Consider the following 20402-nt stretch of genomic DNA (forward strand, 5'->3'; position numbering starts at 1 on the left):
ACTATTCCCTCAATGCATCTGCAATACTTTTTGCAAGAGATACACGTGAAGTATCAGAGGATAAACTGTTTGTACCAATGATTTTTTCAGCTCCGGCAGCATATATTCTAACAGCACCATTATTTGTTAAAATAGGATGTACACAGCATACATCTACAGATTTTGCGCCATATTGTTTTAGAATGTTTATTGCATTTACAATAGTTCCACCGGTTGCTATGATATCATCAATGATAATTGCATGTTTGCCTTTTACTGAGTCCACATTAACAGTGTTTTCACCTGCACCATCACATCTTACATCAACAATTCTTGTTTCTACTTTATCAGGCCCTAAACGAACTTTGGATAAATATGTGCATTCACATCCGATGATTTCAGAGATTTCCTGAGCAAAACCGTATGCGCCTTTATCAGGAGCGATAATCAACGGTTTTTCATCAGTTTTTCTGAAGAATTTTTTATCCAAATATTCGGCTATTGCAGGCATTGCAGAAATATTTCTAGCCTTAATGTTAAAGAAGTTTAAAACACACTCTTCATGAATATTGAATGTTATGAATTCATCAGCACCTGCAGATTCAATTAATTGACAGACAATCTTTGCAGAAACAGCTTCCCCGTCATTGAATCTTTTCTCTTGTCTAGCATATCCTAAATATGGGACAACGACACGTACCTTTTTAGCACCTAACTCTTTAAGGGTAGAAATTAAAAATATCAATTCCATCAGATTTTCATCTTGAGGAAAACCTGTAGATTGAATAACAGTTACTTCATCTTCAATTGTTCCATTAATACGTAAATACTTTTCTCCATCCGGGAATTTCTTAATTTCCACGTAACATAATTCTTCTCCAAGTTCTTTAGCAACATGTGCCGCCAAATCCTGAGAAGCTGAACCACCTATAATCATAAGTATCACCAAAATTTTTATACATTAATTAGTATAGTTTTTCAATGTTAAAAAGTTAAGTATTGATTTTGAAAAAAGCATGATTAGTGAATCAAAACGTATAATGATAATGCAACACCGACAAGTGAAATTGCCAATTGGATAAAACCATGGCGTTTGATTTCTCCAACAGGTGATTGGATTAAATAAAATGGTAAAAAAAAGCCGAAAAATGCAAATATTCCCATTGAAGAATGTTTTGATAGGATAGAAACTATAAAACCACTCCATGAAAGAAAAATAGTTATGATATAAGATATAGCAATTGTTTTTTTATTTATCCTTGGCTGTGCCTTGTAAACAATGAAATTTTTAGGCTGAACCCCTTCAATCAGCGGATTGCCGCATTTTGCACAGAAATCATAATCATCCTGATTTTCATATTCACATTTAGAGCATATTCTAGTCATCACTATAAACTTAATCATTAAAAGTATATAAATCTATTTTTTACGATTAATTATATGATATGCAAAAAAATTAGTTAATAATAAAAAATTTAAAAATTAATATAAATAAATTAAATAATTTAATAAAATTAAAAAAAGTTTAATAAGTATTGTATGCATCATATGCTGCATATAACCTTAATAATATTAATATAATTGTACCAGCAATTCCTAAACCTGCAAAACGTGTTAAAACAGAAAGTGCTATGAAAATTACAAATAATATTATTCCTTTTTGCTTATATCCATTTATTCCCTGACCTACACCAGGAATAAAAAATGAAAGAATTGCATTAACAACCGCATCCCATTCCATAAAAATCACCTATCAATTTTTTTGAGAATAATATAATACTGTTTATTTTATAAATTCAAAAAACATACAATTATATTTTTCTCAATTAGTATTTATAACATTTTTATATTTAAAATTATTGAATGAAAGAAAATATCCTCCTAATCCCTAAAATTTTATTATCATCTTATCTACATAGTATAATATGACTGTTTAAAGAATTAACTGAGGTTATTATATGAAAGTTAAAGACGGAATAATTGGATTGGTTATTGGTGATGCATTGGGCGTTCCGGTTGAATTCCAATCAAGAGAATCATTAAAAATTGATCCTGTTACAAAAATGGAAGGATATGGCACTTACAACATGCCTCCGGGAACATGGTCTGATGACTCTTCAATGACAATAGCCACCATGGCAAGTATTGTAAATAAAAATGAAATCGATTACGATGATATTATGAAAGAATTTCAATCATGGATAGAAACTGGAAAATATACTCAATACTCAAATACCTTTGATTATGGAATAACAACAGCCCGTGGAATTCAAAATTACAAAATGGGAATTGATGCAATAGAATGTGGTGGAACTGGTGAAAGAGACAATGGTAACGGTTCCTTGATGAGAATTTTACCCCTCGCATTTATTCCGGATATTGATTACGAGACTATTGAAAACATATCCGGACTAACCCATGGTCATTTAAGATCTAAAATAGCATGCGTCTTTTATATTGAAATAGCTAAATCAATGCTTGAAAACAATTTGACTATTGATGAACACATTAAATTAGCGGGAAATAAAATTAAAGAGCATTATAAAGACTCTGGTGAGTTACATCATTTCAAAAGAATTTTTAATGATGAATTAAATGATGAAGATAGCATTAGCAGTAAAGGCTATGTAATAACAACTTTTGAAAGTGTAATATATTCACTTAAAAATACTGATAATTTCAGAGATGCTGTCCTTAAAGCTGTTAATTTAGGTAGAGACACAGATACTGTCGGGGCAATATGTGGAGGATTGGCCGGAATATTTTATGGATTTGATTCAATACCTGTGGATTGGATAGAAGAAATTCCTAAAATCAGTGAAGTCTTTGAATTATGTGAAAAGTATGAGGTGTATTGTGATGGATGTTTATGAAACTATTAAAAATATCCGATCTGTCTGCAATAATTATATGGATCCTGATTTGGTGGCCACAGTAATTGATGATAATTACTACATGGGAAGCAATAGCATTGATGAAATGCAAGGTTATGATATTTCAGATGATGATTCATATGAAGAAAAATTCATGAAAATACTAAAAGATGAAAATATTTTCATCAATTGCGGAATGCTTGCTTTTATACCAATAGTCAATGAATGTGATATTTTTTCCGCGGAAGATAAAACGATTAAAATAACACAAGATGAATATGAGAAAAATGCACATGAAAACGAATTATACTTCGGAATATTGATTGAAAAGAATTCATCAAACTACATCATAGGAACAATCGATTTATGTGGATGTAAAATTGAATCATGCTTCAGACCAATTAAAAAAAGTGATGAAGGATTATATGAAAAATTAGATGAGATAATTAGTAAAATGATTATCTCTTAATTAATTTTTGCTTTATGCTTTCCCACATTGCCTGCTCTTCACCGCAACCTGTCATAATAACATAGTCATATTTAGACTCTATAGCAAGTTCATATAACTTATTGATTCTTTTTGTCATTTCCTCATAGCTCAATGGATAGAATTCGGCATCAGGATATTCCTCTTTTATAATTTTATAATATTCTTCAGCCTTTTCGATTGATTCTCTTCCAGGAACTACAATAACATGAGCAGGATTCATTGCTTTTATAACTTTAAAGTGGTCTTCAAATATTTCTTCTTCATCAACATCAGGTGTAGTGTAGATAAATTCCAAAGGTCCGTCAATGAACTGATTCATGAACAATGCATTGATTTTAGCTGCATCACCATTATCTCCCTGACCAAGACCTATCAGTTTATTTCCATGATTTACCACTTCAAATCTTCCAGGCGGAATGAATGACATGTCCAAATTGTCAAATACCTTATGAATTGTAGTTTCTATATTTTCAATTTTAGGAGTGAATGTTGCATAGGTAGTGATTGAAGCCAAAGTGTTGTAAATATTATGGAATCCGAATGGCGGAACATTCAAATCAACCTTAAATGAAATATCATGATTATTTGGATAATTGAATAAGTTTCCTTCAATGGTCATCATCCATTTTTCATTTGTAAACTCAATATTCGTTAATTTGACATTAGGTTCGGGACGTTTAAATCCGCATTCACATGAATAAACTCCTCTGTGATTCAAGAACCTTTTTTCATAGTTCAATTCCTTTCCACAGGAAGGACATTCTATTACATCAGCATCAAAAAAGTCATGGATATCATCGACTTCAAGACCATAATAATGAACTTTAACATCATTTCGTTTTTTATAACCTAAAAATGCAGTTCTTGGATCATCAGTATTGGTAATTATGAATCCCTTATCCATATTTTGGGACAATAATTCTTTAGCTTTATAATAATCTTTGAATGGATTTTTTACACCGGCAACCTGAGCATGTTCCGGTGAAATTGTGGTGTAGACAACACCGACAGGGTCAACAACCCTCTGTACAGTGTCTGGTATTCCATATTTTATATTACGGATACCATATTCAAAAACACCTATATCTCCTTTTTGTTGAATTAAAGCAGTAGCTATGGCATTAATCGTGTTACTTTCAAAACTACTTCTAATTTCCAAATCATTAGATAATAGTTTAATTAAAAGAGTGGTTGTTGTTGTTTTACCGTTAGTTCCAGTCAATATGATAGATCCAATTCCCAAATCTGAAGATAATTCTGAAATTGCATCAATACCTGCAACTTTTGAAAAGATAATGCCCGCAAAACTTTTTCCACTTCCAGAACCTAATTTTGAAACAGGTCCTCCAATTTTTGCCAATGTTTTTGCAATAACCACTTTAATACTCATATTATATACATTAGATATCAAAATATATAATTATTACTGAAAAATTAAAAAAATAGAAATAATTCCAACTAATTGGTAGTTGGATTATTTATTGTAGATTGAGGAACCTTTTCAGCTACTTTTGAACCAATTGATTTCATTTTTTCAATTAATTGATCCTTTTTGCTTCCGCTGATTAAAATATTTTCTAAAACATCACTTAAAGTTTCTGTTGGAATGATTTCAATCATGTCTTCATATTTTTTCTCAATCATTACATCTTTTAAGTTTGATTTTGGAATTAAAACTTTTTTCATTCCAGATTCTGCAGCTGCTTCGATTTTAGCAGTAGCACCACCAATAGGCATTACATCTCCACGAACATTCAATGAACCTGTTAAAGCTACAGTCTGATCAATTGGAATTTCTTCAACAGCAGATATTACAGCAGTAGCTATACTTACACTAGCTGAATCACCTTCAACTCCATCATATGTCTGGATAAATTGAACGTGAATATCATAGTCAGACAAGTTTTTGTTAGTGTATTTTTTAATCAGTGCACTTACATTTTGAACTGATTCTGATGCAATTTCTCCAAGTTTACCTGTAGCAATAATTTGACCACCGTTTTTAGATTGAGCAGGTGCTGCTTCAGCTGCGATTGGAGATACAATTCCACTTCTGTCTCCAATTACTGCAAGTCCATTTACTAAACCGACTCTTCCACCTTCAGCATTAACCATACTGTATTCTTTTCTTTGGATAATTGACCTGTCAGCTATTTGCTGTTCTAAGGTTCTTGAGAATTTCTTAGCTTCAAGCACATGTTCTGCTTTAACTAAATCTGCACCTTTTTCAATAGCCACATCACCGGAAGATCTTACTAATCCACCGAGTTCTCTTAATCTTAATGTTAATGCATTTTGCTTACCTGATCTACGTTTTGCTTCCATGATGATTTCATCCAATGCATCTGGAGCAAAATGAGGTATTCTTCCATCATTTTTAACTTCCTGGGCTACGAACTGGACTAATTTTTCCCTATTTTCAGTTGTATCTTCCATATAATCCTTCATGAATACTTCGTAACCGTAACCTCTGATACGTGATCTCATTGCAATATGCATTCCTTCAAGAACTTGAATGTTACCTGATGCCACAAGCACAAAGTCACATGGTACAGCCTGGGATCTTACCATCGCACCACTTGAGTTTTCGCTTTGGCCTGTGATTGAATATTTTTTTTCTTGCATTGCAGATAAAAGTTCTTGTTGGGTTTTCATTGACATTGTACCGATTTCATCAATGTATAATACTCCACGGTTTGCCTTGTGAATCATACCTGCTTCTACACGTTCATGTGCCGGAGTTCCTAATCCTCCTGATTGGTATGGGTCGTGACGTACATCACCAAGCAATGCTCCTGCATGCGCACCGGTTGCATCCATGAACGGTGCAAATCTGTTTTCTTCATTATTAACCAATAATTTAGGAGACATTGTAGTATTTTTTGGCTTGATTTGAATTGAAATAAGTAAAATTAAAGCTGCTGCGATAATGGATTCAAGAATTCTTCCATAGAAAAATCCGATTATCAATATTCCACCAATAGCTAATGTAGTAATGAGAGTTTTACGTTCTTCATGACCACGAGCAGAACCTTTGGTTGCTTTTACAATTTTTTTACCTTCTCCCGCAGGTACGGTTCTTATTATTGGATGATTATTATCTTCAACATTTGGATAAATTAATATGTCCTGTAAAGATTCGTGTGGTAATATTTGAGCCATTCCCTTAGCCAACATTGATTTCCCAACACCAGGATCACCAATTAACAAAATATTTCTTCTTTGTTTTGCTGCTTTTTTAATTGTTTCAATGGACTCTTCATGCCCAATGACCTGGTCAATCAATAAAGGAGGAACCTCAATGTCCTGTGAACTTTTGATGTTTTCATAATCTAACATAGGTTTAGTTTCCTCATCAACAACATCATGTGTGACTTCAGGCTCTAAAACAACATCATCAGAAGATTCTTCAATAGGCTCTTTTTCTTCAAATTTCATTAAAAAACCTCACTATATATAATAAGTATATTCAACATTTTAAAAATCATTTTTCCTATTACTATATTATATTAATTTTATTATATATAAAAAGTTTTCTAATTTAGTAAACTTTAGTAAGAAAAATAAAAAGCTAATAAAATCTCAATCAATTGAATTTTATATAATTTTAATAATGAGATTATACAAACATTAAATATAAATAAAATTTAAAAAAAGTAAAGTGATATTTTATGGCTAAATGTATAATGGTTCAAGGAACATCATCAAATGCGGGAAAAAGTATGCTTGTAGCAGCTTTATGTAGAATTTACAAAAATAGAGGGTATAAAGTAGCTCCATTTAAATCTCAAAACATGTCTCTAAATTCATATACCACTTTTGAGAATGGTGAAATTGGAATAGCCCAAATGCTACAGGCAGAAGCTGCAATGATTGAACCAAGCATACACATGAATCCAGTTTTGCTCAAGCCAAAGGGAGACTTTACATCCAATGTAATCATACAGGGAAAATCAATCGGAGATATGAATTTCTATGATTACCAGCATAAATATCACGACACAGCTTTTGATGCCATAAAAGACAGCTTCAATAAACTATCATCAGAATATGATATTATCGTAATCGAAGGTGCGGGATCTCCTGCCGAAATCAACATGAGAGACCAGGACATTGCAAATATGGAAATTGCTCATTTGGCTGATGCAAATGTAATCTTAATAGCAGACATTGAGATGGGAGGAGTATTTGCGGCAATAGCTGGAACATATGTATTGCTTGACGATTATGACAGATCACGTCTAAAGGCAACAGTCATCAATAAGTTTAGAGGAAACCTTAACATATTAAAGCCGGGACTGGATAGGATTGAAGAGATAACTGGTGAGCCAGTTTTAGGTGTTTTGCCATATGATGAAACATTAAGACTTCCGGAAGAGGATTCTGCATCCCTTACAACACATAATTTTGATGAAGACAAAGACATTATGATTGGAGTAATCAGACTTCCGAAAATAGCTAATTTTACAGATATTGATCCATTTGAAGCTGAGAGCGATGTGGGAATAAGGATGATTGGAGTTAACGATGATATTGGAGATGTTGATGCTATCATAATTCCCGGAACCCGTAACTCAACGCAGGATGCCTATGAATTACAAAAAAGCGGACTTGCAGATAAAATCATTGCAAAAGCTCATGAAATACCAATAATCGGAATTTGCGGAGGATTTCAGATACTTGGTGAAGAAATCATTGATGAAGAGAAAAAAGAATCAAAACAAGGAACAATAAAAGGTTTAGGTTTGCTTCCAATAACTTCCGAGTTTAAACGTGAAGACAAAATTGTAACACAATCACAGGCAACAATTCCAGATAATCTATGTGGAATTGCCGGGGAAATGTTTAAAGATATTGTTGGTGAGACAGTTACAGGATATGAAATCCATGAAGGGACAAGCAATCTTTTAAACTGCAATGCTCTTTTAAATATCGAAAAAGGTCAGGGAAATGATGAAAATGGTCTTGTAGACGGTGCTTGCCATGAAAATATTTTCGCAACATATTTCCATGGAATATTCAATAACTATAATTTCAGACGTGAATTCTTAAATTATATTAGGGCAAAAAAAGGACTTGAAATTCAAACTGGCGAAGACCCATACAAGGCCCAAAAAGATTATTCTCTAAATAAACTAGCTGAAATCGTAGAAAATAATCTGGATATGGATATTATTGATAAATTAATTTTTAAAGAATAATATTAATATATTTAAAAAAATATATAATAATAAAAATGAAAGGAGATTTTTTAAATGATTGTAAACGTGAAAGCAACAAATAAAAACAATGGCGAAGTAATTTCTTACAAGTTAGAAGGCGATTCCACCGCAGGATTTTTATGTGACGGAACTCACATGCAAGAAGTGGCTGACAATAAAGTCAGAGAAGTCAACAACAACCTGATATTACAAGGTTCACCATTATACACCATAAAATCTGGTGAAAGCGCTGAAATTGAAGCTATGACTTTTGATATTGAAATTAATGCTGAATAGATTTATTCAGTTCTTTTTTTACTATTTTTTATATAAATTTATACAGATTAAATAATTTTAAATTATTTTTATATAAAATTAAATCCAAACAATCAATTGTTTTACATTATTCTTTATTATACAATGAATTGGAAAATAATTGGAATATGATTAGGTATCAGATTGGGAAGACCACAAAAAGTATATTCAGTTACTTCTTTGCAAGATATAAAGTTAGATATGTCAAAATTTGAATCTAAAAAAATAATAAGTTAGTTAATAGAGGATATTATCCTCCACCAGGGATGGTATATTTATCATTAACTCCATAAAATATTCCATCACCTTTTCTTTTTTCACTTACATTCAGTAATGCATTATTAAATATAATGTTTAATAACTTATATCCATCTTTATCTATGAAATCTGTTAATGTAGAATTATTCTCCCTTACATCCAATGCATTCTTTTCAATGCCAAAGCATGCACCATATATAATCTGTTGAGAATTTTCCAATGCAGATTCAGGAGGAAACTTTTCAGTTAAATCCTTTGACTTTAAATAATCCTGGAAGTTCTTCCACTCTTTTTTAATTTCTTTTCCTTTGCCTGTCAATTTACCATTTTCCAAGATATCTTTATAATTTTTACCATCAAAGTCATTTTCATTTTCAATAACTTTGAGAAAATCACTGAAATCATTTTCGAATTTATTGGCAATTGCAGTAATATTACTTTGTTTGGCCATGCTTTTTAGGTTGAATTTTTTACTTTTGTTCATGTTCTTAAGCAAATTGATAGCTAATGATTCTGAAGTTTTCAACTCACCCTTATTTGCGATTCTAAGAGTTATGTGTTTCATGACTTCCATATCATGTGGAGTTAATTTTTTACCTATTTCATATGAATCATCCAAATCTATGTCACATCTGATTTGGTTTTTATTGATTAAATCAAGTATTGTAAGTGATAATGCATTTACACCCACACCATTATTTTTTGAATACAATATTGAAACCATAGGATATGAATCATCACAAGGAATATTTTTGATATTTTCATCAAATTGATTATTGTTTAAGCCTAACATATACAACACCATATATTTTTTTATTCATCATCTTTCAAAGATTCTACATAAGCTTCACGAATTTCTTGTGCCAATTCATCATTTCCTTCAATTATTGGTCCAGTGTAATCACAGTCTCTGCAAATGCATTGTGACCAATTTTGAGGAATAATCCAGTCAACATTTCTAGATCCACATCTTGGACAAATTTTATGCATCTTCATTATTAATTCCCCGATTATCTTTGATAAATATAATATATTTAAATATTTAAAAAAGAAATATTTAAAGTTTATAATGCCTAATCATTTTCCGACTAAAATTCTCTAATTATAATTTTCTAAATTTAAATATGAGTACATTTATTATTATAGTATATTTCTTAAAGTTTTTACCATTTGCATATTACTTTTCATTTGCTCTCTTTGGTTTTATTTAAATATGTTATTTTATATTATAATAATTATTGTATTATTTTTTAGGGAATTTGTGTTTTCTTAAAAAAAATATAATATAAATAAAATATGAACTCGTAAGTCAACGAGGGATAGCTTGGTAAACCTTATAATTCATAAAGAATATAACAGCCCAAGAATAATATTACAAAATGATAAAAACATTAAGTAATAGACTATATTATTAAATATCTGAATATTGTATTTTAAATGTTTCCTTTTAATTGTAATTTTTGTCATTTTGTTTATTGGAATTAAATGTTATTCATCGGACCCTTTTTTCTGTTGCATATTTAATTAAATACTCAAATTAGCCATATATCATTTTTATCAGCTTTGATTGGTGTTGCAGGAAATACACTCCAAAATTTTGCAGTCTTTGTTAATTTTACTTTAAATTTAACAATTTCTTTAATGATCAATTCTTTTGATTTGTAATGTGAGATTTTTTCATCTTCCTAATTTCTTATAAAATCTTTTAATACAACCCACAGTGTCTTATAATTTTGTAAACATGCTAAAATCAATATTTTAAGGAAATAAAACCCAAAATGTAACAATATATAAAATATACAGCAACTTCCAATTCATTCTCAATTTAAGAAGTTAGGGTATTGTATATGATAAAATAAAAGAAGAAGCAGATGCTATTGCATCTATCTGGCTGCAATTCCAACTTGAGATATTACTGAACTCCAGCCTGAATTTCTGCTAGAATAAAACCGGAAAAATCAATCATCAAATGAATAATATATGACACAGATACGTTTTTTGTTTTCATTAAGCATATAAATTAAATATAGAACCGAGTCCCTGAATTAATAATATTTGCAAAACTCTTCCAGAATATGCAGAGTAATGAGCCATTCCAAAGATAAACAATGATTCGACAATACCAATACCTATACTCATATCACGATTTCTAGTTGAATTATAATTACATACATTATCAGTAATAACAAATCCAATTTTATTTGAAGCGAATGTTTTCGAAGGGAACATTCCAAACAGTATGTGAAAATTTTTTATTTGAAATGGATTTGAAACAAAAATTATTATTTTCTAAAAATAATTTTTCAAAATATATACATAAAATGTTAAAAAGAATAATCTAAATTACAAAATTTTAATAATTAACAAAATTATAAATAATTAACATACCCATCAAGGAGAGATATTATGAATATTTCAAAAAATTATAATGAAAAAGAATTAACATTAGTTATTGAAGGCCGTGTTGATACAATTACTTCACAGAATTTGCATGAAGAAATTAATAATGAAATAGGAAATTTCGACTCCTTAATAATGGATTTTACAGATTTAGAATATATTTCAAGTGCAGGACTTAGAGTTTAAATTGACACTCAAAAGAAATTAAAAGCAGAAAATATTCCATTTGCCATTAAAAATGTTAATAATGCAGTTGGCGAAATATTTAGAATGTCTGGTTTTGATAAGATTTTAAAGATAGAATGAGTTCAATAATACTAAAACCCAAATTAACTGAATTATATACTTTAAATGAGTTTATATTAAATGAACTTCAAGAAGAAAACCTCCATGTTAATTTGATTGTTGAGGAGGTTTTTGTCAATATTATAAAGTATTCAAAAGCTGATTTCATTAAAGTAAATGTTGAATATGAAAATGAAACATTAATAATGAAATTTATTGACAATGGAATTGAATTTAATCCTCTTTTAAAAGAAAAACATGATCTTCCCAAGGATATTGATGAAGCGCAAATTGGCGGATTAGGTATATTTCTTACTAAACAAATATCTGATGAACTTTACTATAATTATATTGATGGTGAAAATCACTTAAAAATTATTAAAAAAGTGGAATAATAAAAACAAAACTAATAAAAATAATATTATCATTTTTTTAATGATAATAGTTGATTATATTTTTTCTTTTAATTTATTTTGGAATTTTGGATTAAGTAACCCCTATCTTGGTTTAGTATATATTTTAGGACTATTATTTGGCCCATATGGTGCTTTAGGTTCAGTATTAGCAAATACACTACTTGATTTTTTTAACGGATATCCCATTTCAATTATAACCTTGTAGAAACCATCTCCTAAAATACTTGTATGACCCTGTAAATGTTATATAATACATATTTGAGTTTTGTTTCTTTATTTTGTAATGGTGTACTTCTACTATAATTAACTCCACTAAATCAACCTCACCTTCATTAACATTTCCAATCAAAGTGAAGAATCTGGATTATGCAACATATATTCTTTTTAACCAGTTTCATGTTGACGTTGATGTAACAATGAATACACTTTGTTTTTATTCTGTATTTGTCGTATATTTATTCTAAATTTAATCTTTCCCCAGTTCGCTCTTGAACATGACTCTTTACCGGAAAGATCAATTATTTGATGAATTCTTATCAAAATATTAAAATTTAATTTTATTCATATACTCTTCAAGTGGAAATGTCAGTGATTATGAAATCATTGGTGCAGAAAACATTTATAAATTATTAAAAGCCTATCTGAATTAAAAAAAAATGTTGATTATCTAAAAACATTTAGATATATAAATCAAAGAAAATAAAAAATAATATTATACATAAATAATATCATAATTAATAATTTTGTAAATATATTGGAGGATTAATAAAAATGAATGAAACAAATAAGGAACAGTCATGGATTCCACTAATAATAGTGGCTTTGGCTTCCTTTATTATAGCTTTGGACGCTACATTCATGAATGTAAGTATTGCCCAAGTTGTTGCTGATTTGCATACTGATGTAAGTACTATTCAGGCAACCATGTCGTTTTATACTTTAATCACAGCTGCATTCATGATGCTCAGCGCCAAGCTTCAGGACATAGTCGGTAAAAAGAAACTCTTTTTAATCGGTACTGCACTTTATGGTATCGGTACATTCACTGCAGCAATAAGTTCAAGTTCTACCATGTTATTTATCGGATGGGCAGTAATAGAAGGTGTTGCTGGTGCATTAATGATGCCTGCCACCGTTTCCATAATAAGCGGAACATACCATGGCGAAAAACGTACATTTGCTTTGGCAATCATAGGTGTCATGGGCGCAATTGCGGCTGCTATCGGTCCACTCTTCGGTGGAGTCATGACAACATTTTTAAGCTGGAAATATGGATTTGCATCTGAATTGATAATCGTTATCATTATTTTATTACTGCAAAGTAAAATACCTAGTTTCCCACCTACCGAATCCAAAAAAGATTTGGACATTACAGGCACCATAATTTCATTAATAGGTCTTGTTTTGTTGGTATATGGTATTTTATTATTGACTAATGATTTCAACACCAGTATAGGAGTAATAATTGTAGGAATTATTGCATTAGTAGGATTTGTATGGTTTGAACTCAGAAGAAAAAGAAGTGGCAAAGTGCCATTGCTTGATATTGAATTATTAAAAGACAAAAATTTAAGTGTGGGAACTTTAATCTTATTATTAGCTTATCTTTCAATGGGAGGTGCACTATTTGCAATTTCCTTGTTCTTGCAAAGCGTATTGCAGTTAAATGCATTCGATACAGGTTTAACCACACTACCATTGACAATTGGTTTGCTTATTTTTGCATTAATGGCTCCAAGTTTATCTGTAAAATTGGGTCACAGGAAACTCATGGCAATAGGATGTATAATAGCAATCGTGGGATGTATGCTGTTAAGCACACAGTTTAGATTGCATACATCAATGCTGAATTTACTGCCCGGAATGTTTATAATGGGAGCAGGACTTGGTTTTGCAATGGCTTTAAGTGTGGATATTGCAATAATCAATGTTCCTCCCGAAGGTCAAAACGGGGCATCAGGCATTACTTCAACCAGTCAGTCATTAGGTGAATCAATGGGTACTGCGATTATTGGAATAATTCTAATTCTTGGAGTTTTCGGAGGTATTTCCCATGCAGTCGACGTGTATGCTCCCGAATATTCGGGAAATGAAACATTCGAGCTAGAAGCATATGAAAGCTTTCAGACAGTAAGTAGTATAAACGATATCCAATCCGATCCTACTGTTGTAGGAATTGTGGATATTATTCTTCAGGACACAATGGCATTCGTAATGCAAATAACAGCAATTATAATGGCAATTGTACTTATTCTGACGCTGCTGCTGGAAGATAAAAAGATTAAAAAATAATGGGACTTATTCCCCCATTTACTTTTTTTTAATTTCTTTTTTTAGTTTTTTGACTAATTCAACACATATTTTCAAAACTTATTTTCCAAAAAAATTCCAATCCATTCCGCATAATTTTCAATTTCATTCTTTATTCCTTTTTTATGTTGGATGGTAGTTCAAGTTGAATTTTTTCTGTTTTTTCGTGGATTTATTCGGGGATTTCGTGCAGGAAATTATTAATTTTTTGTATAATTTCATATTCTTTCTAGTGTTGGGTTTAGAATCATAATGGATAATTAAAATTACCATATATAGTTTTTTATATAAAAAAAGTAAGCAATAAAATTAATATTGTTTTCAATTAAAAAAAATGTTTTTAATTTTAAAAAAAATTAGTAGAGGGAGTTTAAAACTCCCAAAATTTTTAGTTTTATTTTTTGCGTATTCTTATAGGTATAGTACCCATGATAACCAATAACAACAAGATTATTGGGTTACCAGTTGCATGTTTATCTGCATATTGTGTTACAGGTTCATCATGTTTAGGAGTAGGTTCCGGAGTAGAACCTGGAGTAGGTTCTGTTTTATTAACTATCTCAGCATCACAACTATTTGTTACATTTCCAGTCATATTGGATCCTGCAATAACCACATTAGTAACATTTCCTGCAATAGCAGCATTAAATACTACAGTAAAACTAGTATATTCTTGTGGAGCCAAACTACCCGCATAGACAAATTCATCTCCGAATTTAGTCCAACCATCACCATTAAAGCTGACAATTTTTAATTTAATTGAATATTGAACAACACCATAAAGAATAGACTATAAATTCATTTAGAAATATAAAAAATAAAGAATTTATGCTAGTTTCTTAAGTGAAAAAATCTAGCACCCTAACTATTCAAAGACACTTATTTTTTAAAATAAAATAAACAATATTTAACTTACATTTGAATTAATACCATATTTTTAATTATTTTTAGAAAGTTTTATAAATGATAAAAATAAATTATAACTTGTCGGAATGATACTTCCGGTAATATATTTCCGAAAAATAAAAAAATAATAGAGATAAGATACAATGGTTTTATTTAGTGCAGGTGATACTGCTTGGGTTCTTATTTGTACATTACTTGTATTATTGATGAGTATTCCAGCAGTAGCATTTTTTTACGGAGGATTAAGTAAAAGAAAGAATGTTTTAAATACAATTTTTTTAACTTTCATCGCATTTTCCATCATTAGTGTGATATGGGTAATCTTCGGTTATCAATTTGCATTTGGAAGCGATATTTATGGTTTTATAGGCCAGCCGGCGAATTTCTTTTTGCAAGGCATTGGCTTAGATGATTTAAATGGTACAATTCCAACATTACTGTTTGTAATGTTCCAATGCGCATTTGCAGGACTTACATGCGCAATAATGTCTGGAGCATTGGTTGGAAGGATGAAGACAAAAGCCTGGGTTATTTTTGTTCCGCTTTGGGCGTGTCTTGTATATGTTCCCATTGCCCACTGGGTATGGGGAGGAGGATGGCTGATGCAGATGGGTGCACTTGATTTTGCAGGAGGTGCAGTCGTTCACATTAATTCAGGAATATCTGCTCTAGCAGTTGCTCTAGTACTTGGAAAAAGAAAAAATTCTTCATTAATTCCTCATAACTTAGGTTATGCAGTGCTTGGTGCTGCATTACTTTGGTTTGGATGGATGGGATTCAATGGAGGATCAGGACTTGCCGCTGACGGACTTGCAGCGAATGCGATAATCGTGTCCAATGTTGCAGCGGCAATGGGATTGATTGTCTGGACTATAATTGATACATTCAAAATTGGAAAACCAACAGTTTTAGGTGCAATTTCCGGTGCGGTGGCAGGTCTTGTTGGAATTACACCCGCAGCAGGTTTTGTTGATGTATTCGGCGCATTGTTCATTGGTGCAGTAGCTCCAATAATCTCATATTATTCAATTAATTATTTAAAACCTAAACTTGGTTATGATGATGCATTGGATGTATGGGGAATACATGGAATGTCCGGAGTATGGGGAGCAATAGCAACAGGTATTTTTGCAGTTCCATCAGTAGGAGGAGTTGCAGGTCTTATTGCAGGAAACCCAAACCAAGTATTGATTCAAATTATAAGTGTAATTGCAACAATGATTTATGCATTTGCAGTGAGTTATATCATAGCTAAAATATTAGATAAATCCTTAAACAGTATAAGAGTTGAAGAAAGTGAAGAAATTGGAGGTCTGGATTCAAATCTTCACAAAGAATCTGCATATAACTTTAACTAGGAGGAATGAGATTGAAACGAGTTATTGCAATCATAAGACAGGAAAAATTTGAAGATGTTAAAAAATCATTAGTTGAGGTTGGATGCGAAGGAATGACAGTCTCTGAAGTCAAAGGAAGAGGATCACAAAGAGGAATTAGGGAATCCTATAGGGGGTCAAATTATTGTATTGACTTGATTCCAAAAACACGAGTAGAAGTTGTTGTAAAAGATGAAGGGCTTGATTTGATTATTGATGCTATTAAAAAAGGCGCATTCACAGGAAACATAGGTGATGGGAAAATATTCATCCAATCTGTGGATAATGTAATAAGAATCAGAACCGGCGAAGAGGGGGATGGTGCCGTGTAGTCCCATTTCCCTGCTTAAAACCAATCACAGGCGGAATATCATTTGATATCCGCCTAATAAATTTTTATATTATTGATTATTTTTAAAACTACTCCAAAAATCATTAAAAAAAGGTGTTATAATGTCCGAAAAAGATAGCAAATTAGACCAAATCATTAAAACAATTGAAGAAAACGATATAAAATTTTTGAAATTAGAATTAAGGGATATACATGGATTGCCGAAAAGCATGGCAGTGCCACTTAAAAAAGCTGATGATGTTGAAGATATTGTAAATGACGGATTATTGTTTGACGGATCATCAATAGCAGGATTAGCTTCAATTAATGACAGTGACTTACTTGCAAAACCTGATATCAACACATTTTCCACAATTCCATGGAGACCTGAATCAAAAGGAACCAGCAGATTCATATGCGACATTTACACAACAGACGGAAAACCATATGATGGAGACCCTAGGGGAGTACTTAAAAAATCATTGAAATTAGCTGAGAAAAAAGGATACGAGTTTAACATGGGCCCTGAACCGGAATTTTTCATTATAAAAAAAGATGAAAATGGCAATTACATGCCGGCAGACGAAGCTGATTATTTTGATGTTGAACCATTAGACCAAGGTACCGACATCAGAAGGGAAATCGTGTTCGGTTTAGAAGAGTTAGGTTTCGATGTTGAAGTAAGTCACCACGAAGTAGCAGAAGGACAGCACGAAGTTGACTTTAAATATGCAGATGCTTTAAAAACTGCTGATGCAGTAATAACATTTAAAGAAGCTGTAAAAGCAGTAGTGCATAATTTAGGATTTAAGGCAACATTCATGCCAAAACCATTCATAGGAATTAACGGAAGCGGAATGCACTGTAATCAGAGCCTATTCAAAGATGGAAAAAACATCTTTTATGACCCTGATACTGAAAATCAAATATCACAGGAAGCGTTGTACTTCATCGGAGGATTATTAAAACATGCACCTGCATTGTCATCAATATTATCCCCAACAGTCAACTCCTACAAACGTCTAGTGCCAGGTTATGAAGCACCATGCTACATAGCTTACGGATTTAAAAACAGGTCAACATTATTAAGAATTCCTGCATCACGTGGATTAGGTACAAGAATCGAATGCAGATCCGCTGACCCATCATGTAATCCATACTTGGCGTTTGCAGTATTACTTGAAGCAGGTCTTGACGGTATGAACAACAAAATAGACCCTGGCGAACCGACTGAAGAAAACCTCTTTGCATATACTGAAGAGGAAATTGTAGAAAAAGGAATCAGCAGCTTGCCAACAAGTCTCTGGGAAGCATACCATGCATTAGAAGAAGATGATGTGGTTAAAAACGCTCTTGGAGAAAAAGTATTCAATCAGTTCTACAATATCAAAAGAGCTGAATGGGATGCTTACAGGATACAGGTATTCGATTTTGAAAGGGATGAATATCTGAATGTGTGAAACTGATTATTGGTTGAAATAAGGAATTCATTTCCTTTGATCCAACCACCTTTAATTTTTGGAGGTTTTAAGCAAAAAAATTTGAATTGTTATTCAAAGGCATATGTAAAGTTAAAGTGAAATAAGGCATATCGTAACTTTAGAATTATCTAATCATTAAGCATATGATGAATTGAAACGGAAATACATTTATTTTATTTGGAGGCATAAGATGTGTGGAATAGCAGGCGTAATTTATAAGGATAAAAAAACACACCCCGTAGGAGATGCACTAACATCAATGTTGGAATCCCTGCAGCATAGGGGACCTGATTCAGCAGGATATGCAATCTACGGTAGTTTAAATTTTCCTGAAAATTATTATCAATTAAATATTGAAGTGAAAAGAAGAAAAGGCACATTAGATAATTTAAAATCATTATTAAACCAGATAAGCCCCATCTATAAGGAACAATTGGTAGGTTCCGTTGGGGATTCCGACGTATACAAATGTAAAATAGCATTGGATGAATATTCTCTCCTCCAGCCATGCATCAGAGAAATTGATGAGCTGGAAAACGTGAATGTCATCAACGGTTCACACTCATTTGAAATGATAAAGGACATCGGAAAAGTAAAAGACATTGCAGAGAGATTTGATGTTTCAAGCAGAATGGGAACACATGGGATAGGACATACCCGTTTTGCAACAGAAAGTGGCGTGGATCGCTATCATGCACACCCATACCAAAGCTACATCATACCTGACATAACCGTCGTGCACAATGGGCAAATTACCAATTACTGGAAAATAAGAGATCCTTTAGAGAGAAAAGGACATACTTTCGAATCATTCAATGATACAGAATGCATTGTGCATTATATGGCGGATAAACTTGATCAGGGCTATAAATTAGAGGAAGCACTAGACCAAGCAGTGATTGACCTGGACGGTCCGTTTTCAATATTAGTTGGAACACCAAATGGAATAGGCATAGCAAAAGACAAACTTGGACTTAGGCCAGGAGTAATGGTGGAAAATGAAGATATTTTTGCAATAGCTTCAGAGGAAATGGCATTGCATGATGTTGTTGATTCAGATGAAATAGAGCAGATTGCTCCTGGCGAAACAAGAGCCTACACTATCTAATAAGGAGTTTTTATCATGAAAGAATATGTTATTGATGCAAATTATATGGATGAAAAACAGTTGAACCGTACCATAAAAGAAATGGCAGCATCTCATGACAAGCTCGTTATTAACAATCCCGATTCAAGACATAATATCTGTGCAGGATTAACTGAAGATGCAGATATAGAAATCAACGGCTCTGCAGGTTACTTCGTTGGAACAATGGTCAACGGACCAAAAATACACATCAACGGAAATTCAGGGTGGTTCGCCGGAGACAATATGACCCAAGGAGAACTGATTATTGAAGGCACTGCAGGTGACGGTGCCGGACAAGGAATTTATGGCGGAACAGTAATTGTGAAAGGAAACACCGGTTCAAGAACTGGAGAAATCATGAAAGGAGGAACTGTAATAATCGGCGGAAACAGCGGATATATGACAGGATTGCTTATGATGGGAGGAAGACTCATAATACTTGGTGATGTGACCGATGATGTCGGCGAATCTATTATGAGAGGAAGCATATATGTTCTTGGAGATGTTAAAAGCCTTGGAAAAAATGCAGTTATTGAGGAAATCACACTTGAAGACCAAAACGATTTAAAAGAGATTTTAGAAGAATATGATTTTGATTTAAGTGATGACGATTATGCGAATTTTAAAAAAATCGTTAATATGCAATAGGAGC

21 protein-coding genes are annotated in these 20402 nt (G+C 31.9%); 12 read left to right on the forward strand and 9 right to left on the reverse strand.

The window, feature by feature from the left end:
* Window position 1: 1 nt before the first annotated feature.
* From SM9_RS06990 to SM9_RS07000, 3 genes are all read right to left on the reverse strand, one after another.
* The gene (locus SM9_RS06990; RefSeq protein ID WP_058739460.1) at window positions 2-916 is read right to left on the reverse strand and encodes a ribose-phosphate diphosphokinase; all 915 of its coding nucleotides are present in this window, start codon (window positions 914-916) and stop codon (window positions 2-4) included.
* Between the two features lie 83 nt (window positions 917-999).
* Window positions 1000-1365 carry a zinc-ribbon domain-containing protein gene (locus SM9_RS06995; protein WP_058739461.1) on the reverse strand — a complete coding sequence of 122 codons (366 nt, stop codon included), beginning with the start codon at window positions 1363-1365 and terminating at the stop codon, window positions 1000-1002.
* A 139-nt stretch (window positions 1366-1504) separates the two neighbouring features.
* On the reverse strand, window positions 1505-1720 hold the full coding sequence (locus tag SM9_RS07000) for a hypothetical protein (protein ID WP_058739462.1): 216 nt from the start codon (window positions 1718-1720) through the stop codon (window positions 1505-1507).
* Window positions 1721-1937: 217 nt separating this feature from the next.
* Here SM9_RS07000 and SM9_RS07005 point away from each other — a divergent pair, with 217 nt between their 5' ends.
* A complete protein-coding gene (locus SM9_RS07005) occupies window positions 1938-2852 on the forward strand; it encodes an ADP-ribosylglycohydrolase family protein (protein ID WP_058739463.1) in 915 nt (304 codons plus the stop codon).
* Window positions 2839-3321, forward strand: coding sequence for a hypothetical protein (locus tag SM9_RS07010; protein ID WP_058739464.1), 483 nt, complete (start codon window positions 2839-2841; stop codon window positions 3319-3321). The genes SM9_RS07005 and SM9_RS07010 overlap by 14 nt, the downstream gene beginning before the upstream one ends.
* Here SM9_RS07010 and SM9_RS07015 read toward each other — a convergent pair.
* On the reverse strand, window positions 3311-4732 hold the full coding sequence (locus tag SM9_RS07015; RefSeq protein ID WP_058739465.1) for a Mur ligase family protein: 1422 nt from the start codon (window positions 4730-4732) through the stop codon (window positions 3311-3313). The two genes, SM9_RS07010 and SM9_RS07015, sit on opposite strands and share 11 nt — an antisense overlap.
* 68 nt (window positions 4733-4800) lie before the next feature.
* On the reverse strand, window positions 4801-6681 hold the full coding sequence (lonB, locus tag SM9_RS07020; protein WP_232299197.1) for an ATP-dependent protease LonB: 1881 nt from the start codon (window positions 6679-6681) through the stop codon (window positions 4801-4803).
* 332 nt (window positions 6682-7013) lie between these two features.
* Here lonB and cobQ point away from each other — a divergent pair, with 332 nt between their 5' ends.
* Entirely contained in the window at window positions 7014-8543 is a 1530-nt protein-coding gene (gene cobQ, locus SM9_RS07025; RefSeq protein WP_058739467.1) for a cobyric acid synthase CobQ, read from the forward strand.
* A 54-nt stretch (window positions 8544-8597) separates the two neighbouring features.
* Window positions 8598-8840 (forward strand): hypothetical protein, encoded by a 243-nt coding sequence (locus SM9_RS07030; protein ID WP_058739468.1) that lies wholly within the window; start codon window positions 8598-8600, stop codon window positions 8838-8840.
* 268 nt (window positions 8841-9108) lie between these two features.
* Here SM9_RS07030 and SM9_RS07035 read toward each other — a convergent pair whose 3' ends face one another.
* The 3 genes from SM9_RS07035 to SM9_RS07045 all read right to left on the reverse strand — a co-directional run bounded on the left by SM9_RS07035 (window position 9109) and on the right by SM9_RS07045 (window position 11345).
* A complete protein-coding gene (locus SM9_RS07035; RefSeq protein ID WP_058739469.1) occupies window positions 9109-9909 on the reverse strand; it encodes a DUF2207 family protein in 801 nt (266 codons plus the stop codon).
* A gap of 20 nt (window positions 9910-9929) precedes the next feature.
* Window positions 9930-10112, reverse strand: a complete 183-nt coding sequence (locus tag SM9_RS07040; protein ID WP_058739470.1) for a hypothetical protein — start codon at window positions 10110-10112, stop codon at window positions 9930-9932.
* A 1011-nt stretch (window positions 10113-11123) separates the two neighbouring features.
* Window positions 11124-11345 carry a hypothetical protein gene (locus SM9_RS07045; protein WP_058739471.1) on the reverse strand — a complete coding sequence of 74 codons (222 nt, stop codon included), beginning with the start codon at window positions 11343-11345 and terminating at the stop codon, window positions 11124-11126.
* Window positions 11346-11522: 177 nt separating this feature from the next.
* Here SM9_RS07045 and SM9_RS12385 point away from each other — a divergent pair, with 177 nt between their 5' ends.
* From SM9_RS12385 to SM9_RS07060, 3 genes are all read left to right on the forward strand, one after another.
* Window positions 11523-11702: an STAS domain-containing protein gene (locus SM9_RS12385; protein WP_058739472.1), complete on the forward strand. Its 180-nt coding sequence runs from the start codon at window positions 11523-11525 to the stop codon at window positions 11700-11702.
* A 116-nt stretch (window positions 11703-11818) separates the two neighbouring features.
* Window positions 11819-12196, forward strand: coding sequence for an ATP-binding protein (locus tag SM9_RS07055; RefSeq protein WP_058739473.1), 378 nt, complete (start codon window positions 11819-11821; stop codon window positions 12194-12196).
* 792 nt (window positions 12197-12988) lie between these two features.
* Complete coding sequence (locus SM9_RS07060; protein WP_083495865.1) at window positions 12989-14509, forward strand: MFS transporter; 1521 nt, start codon at window positions 12989-12991, stop codon at window positions 14507-14509.
* 412 nt (window positions 14510-14921) lie between these two features.
* Here the strand turns inward: SM9_RS07060 and SM9_RS07065 are convergent, their stop codons facing one another.
* Window positions 14922-15212: a hypothetical protein gene (locus tag SM9_RS07065; RefSeq protein ID WP_058739474.1), complete on the reverse strand. Its 291-nt coding sequence runs from the start codon at window positions 15210-15212 to the stop codon at window positions 14922-14924.
* Between the two features lie 364 nt (window positions 15213-15576).
* Between SM9_RS07065 and SM9_RS07070 the strand changes: the two genes are divergently transcribed.
* The 5 genes from SM9_RS07070 (at window position 15577) to SM9_RS07090 (ending at window position 20398) form a co-directional block, all read left to right on the forward strand.
* Window positions 15577-16791, forward strand: coding sequence for an ammonium transporter (locus SM9_RS07070; protein WP_058739475.1), 1215 nt, complete (start codon window positions 15577-15579; stop codon window positions 16789-16791).
* Between the two features lie 11 nt (window positions 16792-16802).
* Entirely contained in the window at window positions 16803-17141 is a 339-nt protein-coding gene (locus SM9_RS07075) for a P-II family nitrogen regulator (protein WP_058739476.1), read from the forward strand.
* Between the two features lie 121 nt (window positions 17142-17262).
* Window positions 17263-18600: a type I glutamate--ammonia ligase gene (gene glnA / locus SM9_RS07080; protein ID WP_058739477.1), complete on the forward strand. Its 1338-nt coding sequence runs from the start codon at window positions 17263-17265 to the stop codon at window positions 18598-18600.
* Between the two features lie 211 nt (window positions 18601-18811).
* A complete protein-coding gene (locus SM9_RS07085) occupies window positions 18812-19729 on the forward strand; it encodes a class II glutamine amidotransferase domain-containing protein (protein WP_058739478.1) in 918 nt (305 codons plus the stop codon).
* A 15-nt stretch (window positions 19730-19744) separates the two neighbouring features.
* A complete protein-coding gene (locus SM9_RS07090; RefSeq protein WP_058739479.1) occupies window positions 19745-20398 on the forward strand; it encodes a GltB/FmdC/FwdC-like GXGXG domain-containing protein in 654 nt (217 codons plus the stop codon).
* The last annotated feature ends 4 nt before the right edge of the window (window positions 20399-20402 follow it).

Source organism: Methanobrevibacter millerae, from assembly GCF_001477655.1.
GTDB classification, from domain to species: Archaea; Methanobacteriota; Methanobacteria; order Methanobacteriales; family Methanobacteriaceae; genus Methanocatella; species Methanocatella millerae_A.